The 12720-nt window shown below is 42.4% G+C and carries 13 protein-coding genes; 3 read left to right on the top strand and 10 right to left on the bottom strand.

The window, feature by feature from the left end; translation table 11 throughout:
- Nucleotides 1–2 precede the first annotated feature (2 nt).
- Genes murG through mraZ form a run of 10 tightly spaced genes read right to left on the bottom strand, consistent with a single transcriptional unit; the run spans nucleotide 3 to nucleotide 11129 of the window.
- Complete coding sequence (gene murG / locus PVK79_RS21860) at nucleotides 3–1112, bottom strand: undecaprenyldiphospho-muramoylpentapeptide beta-N-acetylglucosaminyltransferase (protein WP_257324751.1); 1110 nt, start codon at nucleotides 1110–1112, stop codon at nucleotides 3–5.
- The gene (gene ftsW / locus PVK79_RS21865) at nucleotides 1109–2284 is read right to left on the bottom strand and encodes a cell division protein FtsW (RefSeq protein WP_182718050.1); all 1176 of its coding nucleotides are present in this window, start codon (nucleotides 2282–2284) and stop codon (nucleotides 1109–1111) included. The genes murG and ftsW overlap by 4 nt, the downstream gene beginning before the upstream one ends.
- Nucleotides 2281–3606, bottom strand: coding sequence for a UDP-N-acetylmuramoyl-L-alanine--D-glutamate ligase (gene murD / locus PVK79_RS21870; protein ID WP_182735146.1), 1326 nt, complete (start codon nucleotides 3604–3606; stop codon nucleotides 2281–2283). The genes ftsW and murD overlap by 4 nt, the downstream gene beginning before the upstream one ends.
- A complete protein-coding gene (gene mraY / locus PVK79_RS21875; protein ID WP_145236872.1) occupies nucleotides 3607–4689 on the bottom strand; it encodes a phospho-N-acetylmuramoyl-pentapeptide-transferase in 1083 nt (360 codons plus the stop codon).
- Nucleotides 4683–6071 carry a UDP-N-acetylmuramoyl-tripeptide--D-alanyl-D-alanine ligase gene (locus tag PVK79_RS21880; RefSeq protein WP_257324755.1) on the bottom strand — a complete coding sequence of 463 codons (1389 nt, stop codon included), beginning with the start codon at nucleotides 6069–6071 and terminating at the stop codon, nucleotides 4683–4685. Before PVK79_RS21880 ends, mraY begins: the two co-directional genes overlap by 7 nt.
- Nucleotides 6068–7573 (bottom strand): UDP-N-acetylmuramoyl-L-alanyl-D-glutamate--2,6-diaminopimelate ligase, encoded by a 1506-nt coding sequence (gene murE, locus PVK79_RS21885; RefSeq protein WP_182735153.1) that lies wholly within the window; start codon nucleotides 7571–7573, stop codon nucleotides 6068–6070. The genes PVK79_RS21880 and murE overlap by 4 nt, the downstream gene beginning before the upstream one ends.
- Nucleotides 7566–9383: a penicillin-binding transpeptidase domain-containing protein gene (locus PVK79_RS21890; protein WP_182731646.1), complete on the bottom strand. Its 1818-nt coding sequence runs from the start codon at nucleotides 9381–9383 to the stop codon at nucleotides 7566–7568. Before PVK79_RS21890 ends, murE begins: the two co-directional genes overlap by 8 nt.
- Nucleotides 9380–9706 carry a cell division protein FtsL gene (gene ftsL / locus PVK79_RS21895; RefSeq protein WP_145236863.1) on the bottom strand — a complete coding sequence of 109 codons (327 nt, stop codon included), beginning with the start codon at nucleotides 9704–9706 and terminating at the stop codon, nucleotides 9380–9382. The genes PVK79_RS21890 and ftsL overlap by 4 nt, the downstream gene beginning before the upstream one ends.
- Nucleotides 9703–10641 carry a 16S rRNA (cytosine(1402)-N(4))-methyltransferase RsmH gene (rsmH, locus tag PVK79_RS21900; protein WP_182760322.1) on the bottom strand — a complete coding sequence of 313 codons (939 nt, stop codon included), beginning with the start codon at nucleotides 10639–10641 and terminating at the stop codon, nucleotides 9703–9705. The genes ftsL and rsmH overlap by 4 nt, the downstream gene beginning before the upstream one ends.
- 29 nt (nucleotides 10642–10670) lie before the next feature.
- A complete protein-coding gene (mraZ, locus tag PVK79_RS21905; RefSeq protein ID WP_145236856.1) occupies nucleotides 10671–11129 on the bottom strand; it encodes a division/cell wall cluster transcriptional repressor MraZ in 459 nt (152 codons plus the stop codon).
- Between the two features lie 506 nt (nucleotides 11130–11635).
- On the opposite strand from mraZ, the gene PVK79_RS21910 reads away from it, so the two are divergent.
- The 3 genes from PVK79_RS21910 to PVK79_RS21920 are packed head-to-tail and all read left to right on the top strand — an operon-like array spanning nucleotide 11636 to nucleotide 12693.
- Nucleotides 11636–11980, top strand: coding sequence for a DUF883 domain-containing protein (locus PVK79_RS21910; protein ID WP_182731648.1), 345 nt, complete (start codon nucleotides 11636–11638; stop codon nucleotides 11978–11980).
- 6 nt (nucleotides 11981–11986) lie between these two features.
- Nucleotides 11987–12436 carry a hypothetical protein gene (locus PVK79_RS21915; protein ID WP_257324762.1) on the top strand — a complete coding sequence of 150 codons (450 nt, stop codon included), beginning with the start codon at nucleotides 11987–11989 and terminating at the stop codon, nucleotides 12434–12436.
- Complete coding sequence (locus PVK79_RS21920; RefSeq protein ID WP_182731650.1) at nucleotides 12436–12693, top strand: hypothetical protein; 258 nt, start codon at nucleotides 12436–12438, stop codon at nucleotides 12691–12693. Before PVK79_RS21915 ends, PVK79_RS21920 begins: the two co-directional genes overlap by 1 nt.
- Nucleotides 12694–12720: the final 27 nt, after the last annotated feature.

Genomic DNA, 12720 nt, shown 5'->3' on the forward strand with positions numbered 1-12720 from the left:
ACTTAATTATCTCTTTTTTCTGTTACTTGCAGCGCTGACAAGGGGACACCTGCGGCATCCATACAATGCCATGCGACATTTGCAGTAGCTTCTAGTGTCGCCAATTGCTTAGCATTGCCTGCAAGTTCACTGATTAATGCTGGTTTGGCTAAATACGGGCGTAATAGTTCAACAATACTGTGTTGATTGAACTGCCCCTGTGGCATTAATAATGCCGCATTGCCATCAACTAAAAATTTTGCATTCGCAGTTTGATGATCGTCAACCGCATGCGGAAACGGCACAAACACGGCCATTTTTCCTGCAGCAGCAATCTCACTTACGGTTAACGCCCCCGCGCGGCAAATTACAATATCTGCCCAGCCATAAGCCGTATCCATATCATCAATAAACTCAGCCACCTTAGCTTGTTCAGCACTAAAACCTTGCTGCTGATATGCCTGTGTTACTGAGCTTAAATGACCTTTACCGGTTTGATGCCATGTATTGATCTGAAACTCTTCACTGAGCTGTTTAAATGCTGCTGGCAAAGTTTGGTTTAGCACCTGCGCACCTAACGAGCCACCAACGACCAACACATTAACCGGACTTGATACTTCCCGCATTGCCACATTTGCTACGCTGGCTCGTACCGGATTACCAACCACGTCACTGTATCCAGAGGCAAATGCTTGCGGAAATGCAGCCAACACTTTATTGGCAAACTTGGCTAAGTACTTATTGCTCATACCGGCAACTGCATTTTGCTCATGGATCACCAGTGGTATACCTAAGCTTTTTGCGGCAATGCCAGTCGGCCCAGTAACATAGCCGCCCATTGCTAACACAACATCAGGTTGTTGTTTTTTCAATACTTTGCGTGCTTGTAATATGGCATTAATCACCATAAAAGGGGCTTTTACTAAACGTGCAAAGCCATTGCCACGTACACCTTTAACATTAATAAAATCAATCTCAATATTATGCTTTGGTACAACCTGCGCTTCCATTCGATCAGCAGTGCCAATCCAACTCACTTGCCAACCTTGTTGCCTTAAGTGATCAGCCACAGCTATGCCGGGAAAAATATGACCGCCAGTACCGCCAGCAACAACGACTAATTTTTTATTCATCGCTTGCCTCCACCGGATGTTGCTTGTTTAGTGGCCATTTTGGTTTCAAAATCCACGCGTAATAAAATACCTGCCGCAATAGTCATGATAAGTAAACTTGAGCCACCATAAGATACAAACGGCAAGGTTAAACCTTTGGTTGGCAAAATACCGGCACTCGCCCCCACATTAACCATGGTTTGAAATGCAAACCAAATACCTATTGCGAATGCAAAGTAACCTTCATATTCTTTGCCACATTTAAGTGCTTGCTGACCAATTAACAGTGCTCTAAACACCAAAGTACCAAACACCATTAAAATACTGACGATACCGATAAAACCTAACTCTTCGCCAATCACCGCAAAAATAAAGTCATTATGGGCCTCAGGTAAATATTGCAATTTTTGCACACTATTACCTAAACCTTGGCCAAACCAACCACCTTGGCTATATGCCATCAGCGATTGTACTAACTGGTAGCCTTTACCAAATGGGTCATCCCATGGCTCTAGAAAACCGACCACCCGCGCCATCCGATATGGCTCAACAATAATGAGCAATACGACTAAGCCTACACCTGTTAATATCAAGGCAAAAAACTGCCATAACTTAGCCCCAGCTAAGAACAATAAGCCTACGGTAGTTACAAACATCACCACCACAGTGCCTAAATCGGGCTGTAATAAAATCAACAATGCGTAAACTGCAAACACCGCGATTGGCTTAGCAAAGCCTTTGATATTTTCTTGAACTTCCTCACGTTTACGCACTAAGTAACCGGCGATATAACTGAAAAAGAATAATTTAGCCGCTTCAGCGACCTGAAAGCCCACCGGACCTACTGGGATCCAACGTTTTGCGCCATTCACTTCACGTCCAACGATTAACACCACTATCAGTAGCGCCATGCCAAACAGTAATAAGTAAGGATTCGAGCGTTTCCACCAAGTCATTGGTACACAACAGGTGATCCAAAACAGCACAAAGCCCATCGCCAAAAACATGCTGTGGCGAATAATAATATGATAGGGATTGTTAAATAAGCGATCAGCGGTCGGCATCGACGCACTCGTCACCATCACAAACCCCAAGCCAATTAGCATGATCACACAATATAACAGTGGCACATCGTATAACTGCGCCGAAGGCTTGGGAGTCAGGGTGTCACGAATATTAGCTAAAGCAATCATACTGCCTCCGCTAATACGCATTGACTAAAGTGCTCACCACGTTGCATATAATTGTTATACATATCTATACTGGCACATGCAGGTGCAAGCAACACAATATCGCCCGCAGTGGCAAGTTGCTTGGCAAGCATCACCGCTTGCTGCATATTTTCTGTTAAGTGGCCTTTGTCAGTCAACGCAACCAGTGCTTTGGCATCTTTACCAAAACAAATAAGCGCTTTAACTTGCTGTTGTAAATACGGCTTTAAGCTATCGAGATCGGCGCCTTTGGCATCGCCTCCGGCAATCACCACTAGTTGCTTGGCCTGATCGGCTAAACTTTCTATCGCCGCAATGGTGGCCCCGACATTCGTAGCTTTAGAGTCATTAAAATATTTAACCCCCGCTTGCTCGGCAACAAACTGACAACGATGCGCCAAGCCAGTAAATTGGCTAAAAGCTTGTGCAAACTGACTAGCACTGATATCAAATGGGCTCAATAATGCCATAACCGCTAACGCATTTAGCTGATTATGACGACCAACTACGGCCAAGCTACTAACAGGCAATAGAGCTTTGCCTTGATAACTAAAGTAACTGTCACCTTGATACGTCATTAAACAATAATCCGCATTTTCTAAGCCAAAGCTTAATTGCGGCATTGTTTTTGTATACGTTGCTGGGTCAGTCTTATTTACTACAGCCAGCGCGGCATTAGCATAAATCGTTTGTTTTGAATCAATATAGGCTTGGTAGCTCGGGTAACGGTCTAAATGATCTTCCGACACATTAAGTACCGTAGCGCTAACCGGTTTTAAGCTGTGCATCGTATCGAGCTGAAAACTCGATAGCTCTAATACGTAAACATCAAAATCATCAGCTAATAAATCCAGTGCGGCAGTACCAATATTTCCGCCAAGTCCGACTTTATAGCCAGCCGTTTTCAATACTTCATAAGCCAACGTAACGACAGTCGATTTACCGTTAGAGCCTGTTACAGCCACCACCGGCTTGTCTGTTAAACGAGCAAATAACTCAATATCACCAATCACTTCAACACCCGCTTGCATTGCTTGTGCAACTGCTGGAAGTGTTAAACTTAAACCGGGGCTGATGATGATCATATCAGCGCTTTCAAGCTGTGCAGTTGCCAAATTACCAAACTGCGTCGTTAAATTTGGCGCATGTTGTTGTAACCAATCACAACCGGGCGGTGATTGGCGACTATCAACTACATTAGGCGTTAAACCTTGAGATAATAAAAAACGCACAATGCCCAGACCGGTTACACCGAGTCCGAGCACTGTAATATGTTTGTTTTTCATCTCGTTTAAATACGTCATTTACCTGATCTTTAATGTTACTAGGCCAGCTAACACTAGCACGATAGAAATTATCCAAAAACGCACGATAACTCGTGGCTCAGGCCAGCCTTTTAATTCGTAATGATGATGGATTGGTGCCATTCTAAAAATCCGTTGGCCACGTAATTTATAAGAGCCAACTTGCAAGATAACCGACAGTGCTTCCATCACAAATACACCGCCCATAATGATTAAAATTAACTCTTGGCGAACTAATACAGCAATAATACCCAATGCTCCACCAAGCGCTAATGAACCAACATCACCCATAAATACTTGTGCTGGGTAAGTGTTAAACCATAAAAAGCCTAATCCGGCACCAACAATGGCGGTACATACCACAACCAACTCACTGGCCAATGGTAAATGTGGAATATGCAAGTAAGCTGAGAAATTCACGTTACCTGTTAAGTAAGCGATAATAGCCAATGCTGCTGCCACTAAAATAGTCGGTACAATGGCCAGACCATCCAAGCCATCGGTCAGATTCACAGCATTTGACGTACCCACCACTACAAAGTAAGTCATAACTATGTAAAACAAACCTAGTTGCGGTAATACATCTTTAAAAAACGGCACTACTAATGATGTTTCGTTGGCATGATTAGCAGTAAAAAATAATGCGCAGGCAACCACTAAGGCAATCACTGACTGCCAAAAATACTTCCATTTAGCAATTAACCCTTTTGGATCTTTGCGGATCACTTTACGGTAATCATCAACAAAGCCAACAATTCCCAATGAGCCGATCACAAACAAGGTAGCCCATACATATTTATTCGCTAAATCAGCCCACAGCAAAGTACTGGTAAAAATAGACGCTAAAATTAACAAGCCTCCCATGGTTGGGGTGCCTTTTTTCGATAAATGCGACTCCGGGCCATCGTTACGAACTACTTGACCAATTTGCATTCTTTGCAATGCCCGGATCAACTTAGGGCCAAAATACAATGAAATTAATAATGCCGTTAAAATACCAAATACAGCGCGAACGGTTAAATACGAGAACACATTAAATGCACTGTAATATTGTGTTAAATACTCGGCCAGCCAAACTAACATTGAGATACTCCATTGCGGCCAGTTTGCTGGCTGTTAACTAAATCTTGTACTAATAATTCCATGCGAGAACTGCGCGATCCCTTCACGACTATGGTGGTTTTTTGTGCTGAGTCAGTTAACTGTGCTTGCAATTGTTGCAACAGTTCCTCGCGGCTTGAAAAATGCCGCTGTGGTTTAGCAAATTCATCACTGGCGTATTGACTCAATACACCTAAGCTATACAACTCATCAATACCTTGTTGTTTGGCATAGGTGCCAACTTGTTGGTGATAAAGCGCAGCTTCTTCACCAAGTTCTCCCATATCACCTAACGCTAAAATACGCTGACCTTGTATATCACTAAGTAAATCAATCGCGGCTTTAACCGATTGCACATTGGCATTATAAGTGTCATCAATCACGGTTAGTGTTTCATTGACTTGAATAATGTTTACTCGGCCTTTTACTTCAGCCATGGTTGCTAGTGCCGTTGCCACCGCCTCAAGACTAACGCCAAATTCACAGGTTAATGCAGCTGCTATAAGGGCGTTTGTAACATTGTGACGACCAGGTAATGCAAGCTTAACGGGTACTCGCTGCTGCTTGGTACAAATATAAAAAGAAGCATGAGCTTGCTCATCGAGACTGACTTCTTCTGCCCAAATATCTAGTTGTTCAGTGCTTGAAAAACGTTTTACACTGCGCCCTTGTAACTTAGTAAGCCAACCATCACTGAATTCGCTGTCAAAGTTAACTAGCGCAATGCCATGCTCTTTCAAACCATCGTAAATTTCACTTTTAGCCGTTGCTACACCCGCAAGAGAGCCAAAACCCTCAATATGTGCAGCTGCCACATTACAAACAACGGCAACATCGGGCTTAGTCATCGCCGTGGTATAGGCAATTTCACCAATATGGTTAGCGCCAAGCTCAATGACCGCATATTTGTGCTGCGGTTCTAGGCGTAACAAGGTTAATGGCACGCCAATATCATTATTAAAATTACCTTTGGTAGACAGTACTTCACCGTGAGGAGCTAAAATAGCTGCGCACATTTCTTTTACTGTGGTTTTACCGACACTACCTGTAATTGCGATAGTTTTTGGTGCCACACTGGCCATTACCGCAGCACCAATTTCGCCTAGCGCAATACGCGTATCAGTAACTAAAAACTGTGGAATATCAACGGCAACTTTTTGACTAACAATAGCGGCTATTGCGCCTTTGTCTTTCGCTTGTTGTAAAAACTGATGGCCATCAAAATTAGGGCCTTGTAGGGCTAAAAATACTTCTCCTTCGCATACGGTGCGAGTATCGGTATTAATATTTTTTACTGTTTGATTATCACCTTGATAATCAGTTGCTAGCACATTTGCTAGCCAATCAAAATCCATTGGGATCATAACTGCGATCCTCTTATTTGTTGTTCTTGTGGGTCTAGCTTTTGCTTTTGTTGTAAGTGCTGCTGGACAAATTTACGATCGCAAAAATCTATCCGTTGCGTACCAATTATTTGATAATCTTCATGGCCTTTACCCGCAATAAGCACTACGTCATTGGCATTTGCGTTATCTATTGCAAAGGCAATAGCATGAGCACGGTCAGCTTCTAAGTGCGCACGGTCAGGCTGGCTTAAACCAGCAGCAACATCTTTAATGATCTGCCATGGCTCTTCGCTACGCGGGTTATCACTGGTAATAATTACTTTATCAGCATTTTGCTCAGCCGCTTGGGCCATCATTGGTCGCTTGCCTTTATCACGGTCTCCGCCGCAACCAAATACACAACTTACGCCACCGGGCACATGTTGTTGCAATGCTTGCAATGCTAAAGCTAACGCATCTGGCGTGTGAGCATAATCAACAATACAGGTTGGTTGGTTTGGCGCGCTAAATGCTTGCATGCGTCCAGCAACTGGTTGCAAGCTTGCACAACCGGCTGCCAGTTGATCTAATGGGTAACCTAAACCAAGTAAAGTTGCGATTGCAGCCGCTAAATTATATAAATTAAATTCGCCAAACAGCGGACAGGTAATAGCAATATCACCCCAACTTGTAGTCAACTGTGCCGATATACCGGTTTTATGGTAAGAAACATCAGTAAAGTACACAAACTTAGCACCTTTTGGCTGCAAGTTTTTATGGCCATAACACACTAAGTTATTAAAATCGTATTGTTCTAACCATTGCTCTACTTGGTTATCATCTTGATTTAGTACCACCAGCTGCGCGTCAAAATCTCGCATTAGCATTAACTTTGCATCGGCATAACTGGCCATATCACCGTGGTAATCTAAATGATCGCGCGATAAATTGGTAAACACAGCAGCTTTAAAGTGCGTTTTCGCAACACGCTGCTGTACCAAACCATGTGATGACACTTCCATCGCCACCAGTTTGTTATTGTCAGTGGCAAGTTGCGCTAATATTCTTTGTAAATCAACACAAGACGGTGTGGTATTGATTAACTCAGTTAAACTTTCTGGTTGCCCATACCCAAGCGTACCGATAATCGCTGATTGGGTGTCGCAAAACTTAGCTAAATGAGCAATCATCGCAGTGGTAGTTGATTTACCATTGGTGCCAGTAACACCCACCACATCTAATTGTTTACTTGGTTGCTGATAAAAATGACTCGCTAATGCGGGCAATTTCTTATTCAAATCGGAAATTAAATAAAGCGGCTCAAAATCACATTCAAACTCACATAAACGATCAGCAATTACTGCGACAGCACCATTTGCAATCGCTTTATCTATAAATTGTCCGCCATCTAATTGATGACCTTTAATTGCTACAAAGACATCCCCAGGGGTTACATCTCGACTATCTAAACGTAAGTGCCTTACTAATAAGCTTGTTGCTGCTACTTCTATTTGTTGTAAAATTATTTTTAAATCACGCATCATCATCTATGCCCTTCACGTAGGCAACCGAGCCTTTGTCTGGTGCCACGTTTAAAATTCTTAACGCATTGGAGATTATTTCTGCAAACACTGGTCCTGCAGTTGCACCGCCATAATAAACATCTCCACCGGGCTCATTGATCATTACAACAACAGCTAAACGTGGATTACTCGCAGGTGCTATACCAGTAAAGTAACCTACATACTCATCACCATAACCACCTGCGGCAGCTTTTTTAGAGGTACCCGTTTTACCCGCAGCACGATAACCATCAACTTTTACCCGGCTCGCTGTACCACCTTCTTCAAAAACGCTTTCCATCATATGCACAACCGCTTCAACATCTTTTTGTTGAAAAACACGCTCGCCTTCAGGGATTGAATCTTGCTTGAGGATGGTCAATGGTCTATTGATCCCGCCGGCACCTAACATGGCATAAAAACGCGCCATTTGTGCGGTGCTTACAGCAACGTTATAACCAAAAGAAAGTGCTGCAATTTCATGGTCAGACCAACGTCGATTCGGATAAAACAAGCCACTACTTTCACCAACCATGCCGGTGCCTGTATCTGAACCAAAGCCAACCTTTTGGAACAAGCCAACAAAGTAATCCTTCGGTACATCTTGCGTTATTTTTGTCACCCCCATGTTACTGGAGTACTTTAAAATCTCACGTAAGGTCATTTCACCATGGTTACGCGAGTCTGTAACTAACGTACCACCAATGCGCATCCAGCCTGGGTAAGTATCAATTTTATCATCCGGTTGGATTGAGCCGTAGTCTAACCCAGCTAATATAGCTAGAGGCTTAACGGTTGAACCTGGTTCGAACAAATCCGTGATCGCTCGATTTCGGCGTTTATGCGGGGCTGCATCATTTAAATTATTTGGATTAAAAGACGGGCTGTTAACCATCGCTAACACTTCACCAGTTTTCACATCGACCACCATCGCAGAGCCAGACGTTGCTTTGTAGGTTAGAACTGCTGATTTTACTGCTTTATAAGCAATCGCTTGAATGCGTTGATCAATACTTAAATGAATACTTTCAGGCTCGATCCGTTCACGTTCATCAAGCACTTCAACTTCACGACCCTGTGCATCTTTGCGAATTGTGCGACGACCTTCAACGCCAGTTAATGCGTTTTCGTAAAGCTTCTCTATGCCTTCGATACCTTTGCCATCAATATTAGTAAAACCAAGCACATGTGCGGTAACTTCTCCGGCAGGATAATAGCGTTTTGATTCATCTAATAGATGAATACCAGGCAGACGTAAGTCGCCAATATAATTGGCAACGGCAGGGGTTACTTGGCGTTTTAAATAAACAAAGCGGCGACTGGCATCATCCCGCAAGCGACCATTGATTGTTTTCGGTTCAATACGCAGTACGTCGGCAAGTTCACGCCAACGCAAATCATTTTTGTAGTACAACGCAATACGCTGTTCAAGTAGCGCGGTATTTTCTGCAAGAGCATTCTCATCTTCGCCATTTTTACGCGCTTGCTTGAGCACTTTAGCACGCAATGATTTATGCAATGCTTTAGGATCCGCATACACGCTTACCACAGGCACACTAACTGCAAGTTCTTTACCATGACGGTCAAAAATCATCCCGCGTTGCACATGCAACTTTTCCACGCGCACAGTACGTTTATTACTTTCTGAACGGGCTTTATCAGGCTCGATAACTTGTAAATAAGCAGCACGAGAAACTAAAGTAACAAAAACCAGCAGCACCACAGAGCACACCAGCATAAAACGCCATGTGATCAAACTATTAACTGGTTTTTTCCCTCTACTTCTCATGGTAGTACTATCACCTGTTCGTCTTGGCTTGTGGACCGTTTCATCTGAAGTTGCTCGATAGCAATTTCTTCAATGCGTGCATGTTGCGAATAAAACTCTTCTTCAACTAATAGGTAACGCCATTCTAAATCGAGTTCATCTCGCTGTTGTAACAACTGATCTTGCTCAATCAGCTCTTGGCGAGCAAAGTGAGTGACCTGCACCACACTCAAACTTGATGCGAATATCACAACCAACAAGGCCGAGGTTAGCTTATTAGCTCCTAGGCCTTTGATTATTTCTAAAAATAAATTGGGTTGTCGATGATTCGCTTTAGGCTTCATCCCAACCTCTGTGCCACCCTAAGTACTGAACTGCGTGAACGTGGGTTACGGTCAACTTCAGCTTGGCTTGGCTTAATAGCTTTACCCACTGCCTTTAACGTCAGATTTTTATTTATTTGTGCATCAGTTAAAGGCAGACCTCTGGGTAATGCCACTCCCTTACTCTGTTTTTTAATAAACTGTTTAACAATACGATCTTCTAGTGAATGAAACGAAATCACCACTAACCGACCACCGGGCTTTAGTACACCCAGCGCAGCTTGTAATGCCGTTTGAATCTCTTCCAATTCACTGTTGATATAAATACGAATAGCTTGGAAAGTACGCGTCGCAGGATGTTTGAATTTGTCTTTTACTGGCACTGCTTCGTCAACTAAATCAGCTAGTTGCTTAGTTGTTGTAATCGGCGTATGTGCTCGCACTTCAAGCACTTTATGTGCAATACGACGACCAAATTTTTCTTCGCCATAAGTTTTGATCACATGAACAATCTCCTCCAGCTCGGCTTCAGCTAACCACTGCGCAGCACTGCGGCCGCTGGTAGGATCCATGCGCATATCAAGCGGGCCATCTTTCATAAAGCTAAAACCACGCTCGGCATCATCTAGTTGTGGTGATGACACACCGATATCTAATAAAATGCCATCTACTTTTCCTAATAGATCGTTTTGCTCTGCCACTTCGTATAGATTAGAAAAGCGAGTATGGGCAATGGCAAAACGACTATCATCGGCAAACTTTTCGGCAGACTTGATCGCTTGTGGATCTTGGTCAATAGCTTGTAATCGACCATGTTCACCAAGGCGCGCCAAGATTTGTCCAGAATGTCCGCCTCGGCCAAATGTACCATCCATATAAATACCGTCTGGCTTAATTGCTAGACCTTCGATGGTTTCGTCCATTAGTACGGAAATATGTTCAAATTGCGCTGTCATTAGCTATTGTTTGCCTTTTTATTGTGTGATCAGAGCGAAAAATTATCTAAGTCAGGGGTTGATTCAAACTCACCGAGTCGTTCAATTTCGGTGTCTTGGCGCATTTGTTCATGCCAACGCTCTTCATCCCAGATCTCAAATTTATTCATCAAACCGACCAACATGATTTTTTTGCCTAAATCAGCATGAGACCGTAACGACGGTGCCAGCAATATTCGACCATTTTTATCTAATTGGTATTCTGTTGCATTACCTAACAACATCCTTTGCATGCGTCGAGCGCGTGGATTCATATTGGAAATTTTAGCTAAGCGATCTTCTATATCCTGCCATTGCGCCAATGGATATAACCACAAGCAAGGCTCGTTCAGTGCGACAGTACAGATCACCGTCCCCTGATCTTCTGACAACAACGAGTCTCGGTACTTAGTCGGTACCGCAAATCGTCCTTTATCATCCAAACTCAGTGAACTCGCACCACGGAACATAAAAAGCCTACTCTAAAAGTTTGTAATTAATCTGTTTTGATTAATTTGATCCAATTTGATCCACTAAATACCACTTTTTACCACAGTGCTCCAGTTTAGGGCTTGACAAGCTATTTTGTCAAGTCAGCAAAAACCTATAATGGCGTGTTAAAGCCAGAAAAAATAAGGCCTAGCGCAAAGCTACTGAATTACGTGGGAAAAAGTGGATAACTACAAAAAAAATATTTTATTCTGAGATAAAACAAAATAAACAGACTTAAATGATTAATGAATAATCAATGAACAGTTACAAAATATTAGTAGCGAATTACTGCTTAATAGATCTTGTAAAATTTACGCGATCTTTTTGCAATAGTTACTTAAAACGCTGTTATTTCAAACAAACCAATTCGGAAAATAAAAAGTAAAACATTGATTTATAAGTAATTAAATAAGATTGTAGAAGTGGTACGAAGGCTGCAACAAGTATTACACAATTTAGTTTTAATATTTAAGGAACGATTACTATGACTACTTCAACATCGAGTTCTAATTCAGCTGCAAAAACCAGTAAAAAAGTTGATGACATCGCTGCTCACACTGAATCGCCATTAACAGATAAAGCAACCTCAGCGGCTCATCTTGCTGTTGATTCGCTGTCTTCTAAGGCTGCAACAGCAGAGCAAAATATTCGCCATGGTGCTTCAAGCTCAGCTGAAACTCTGACTGAAAAGCAAAAAATTGCGCGTGAAAAACTGTCTGAATACAGTGGTAAAACTCGTCAATTAGCCGCTGAAAATCCGCTTGCTACAGCTGGTATTGCGTTTGCAGCCGGTATGCTAGTAACTGCACTATTTCGCCGTAGCAAGTAAGCGATTATGCAACCACATACCGATCCTAAAGATAAACAGTATCAAGCCGCTGATCCTGCACCGCAAAGTGCTGATCAGTGGCAAGATCATCTTGCTAAATTGTCTCAATACGGTGAACAGCTTTATCAGGACTATCGCCAACAGGCAGGTATTTGTAAAGAATTAGCGAGTGCCGAGTGGCGACTATCAACTCGCTCTTTGGCATTGACTATTATTTTACTGGTAAGTTTTGCTGGTGGCTTAGTATTGTTGTGGGCCGGTTTGCTGATTACACTTGGCTTTGCGATTTTTGCCTTTAGTCAATCAATATGGCTCAGTGCTGTGTGTCTAATTGGCTTACAATTGCTTTGTTTGATGTGGCTGTGGAAAAATATTGGTTATATAAGCAGTAAAATTGGCTTTGATAAAACTGCGCACAGCATTAAACAATTACTCAATATAAATAGGGGTGAATAATGCTAATTGATTATTTTATTAAGAAACCAAATCATAAAGTTCGTCACTTAAGTCAAAAAATGAATAGCATCAATGCGTTAAAACAGCAACATCATCAAGCTTTCAATTACCGACTTAAACGCTTTGCAGTATCGAATGTCGGTATTGCCAGTGCCTTTACGGCAGGTGCAGGCTTTCAAGCGCTAAATAGTCATAACCAAAATTCATCCAAAAAAATAAAGCTAAGTCAATTTAGCTGGTTATTACGTTTACTATAATAATGAGGTTTACGTAGCGCAATCATA

It is taken from the genome of Pseudoalteromonas rhizosphaerae, assembly GCF_028885455.1.
GTDB lineage: Bacteria > Pseudomonadota > Gammaproteobacteria > Enterobacterales > Alteromonadaceae > Pseudoalteromonas > Pseudoalteromonas rhizosphaerae.

Bases quoted from the DNA above. Each gene is read 5' to 3' on its own strand.
- murG (WP_257324751.1), bottom strand. From the start codon at position 1,112: ATGAATAAAAAATTAGTCGTTGTTGCTGGCGGTACTGGCGGTCATATT.
- ftsW (WP_182718050.1), bottom strand. From the start codon at position 2,284: ATGATTGCTTTAGCTAATATTCGTGACACCCTGACTCCCAAGCCTTCG.
- murD (WP_182735146.1), bottom strand. From the start codon at position 3,606: ATGACGTATTTAAACGAGATGAAAAACAAACATATTACAGTGCTCGGA.
- mraY (WP_145236872.1), bottom strand. From the start codon at position 4,689: ATGTTAGTTTGGCTGGCCGAGTATTTAACACAATATTACAGTGCATTT.
- PVK79_RS21880 (WP_257324755.1), bottom strand. From the start codon at position 6,071: ATGATCCCAATGGATTTTGATTGGCTAGCAAATGTGCTAGCAACTGAT.
- murE (WP_182735153.1), bottom strand. From the start codon at position 7,573: ATGCGTGATTTAAAAATAATTTTACAACAAATAGAAGTAGCAGCAACA.
- PVK79_RS21890 (WP_182731646.1), bottom strand. From the start codon at position 9,383: ATGAGAAGTAGAGGGAAAAAACCAGTTAATAGTTTGATCACATGGCGT.
- ftsL (WP_145236863.1), bottom strand. From the start codon at position 9,706: ATGAAGCCTAAAGCGAATCATCGACAACCCAATTTATTTTTAGAAATA.
- rsmH (WP_182760322.1), bottom strand. From the start codon at position 10,641: ATGACAGCGCAATTTGAACATATTTCCGTACTAATGGACGAAACCATC.
- mraZ (WP_145236856.1), bottom strand. From the start codon at position 11,129: ATGTTCCGTGGTGCGAGTTCACTGAGTTTGGATGATAAAGGACGATTT.
- PVK79_RS21910 (WP_182731648.1), top strand. From the start codon at position 11,636: ATGACTACTTCAACATCGAGTTCTAATTCAGCTGCAAAAACCAGTAAA.
- PVK79_RS21915 (WP_257324762.1), top strand. From the start codon at position 11,987: ATGCAACCACATACCGATCCTAAAGATAAACAGTATCAAGCCGCTGAT.
- PVK79_RS21920 (WP_182731650.1), top strand. From the start codon at position 12,436: ATGCTAATTGATTATTTTATTAAGAAACCAAATCATAAAGTTCGTCAC.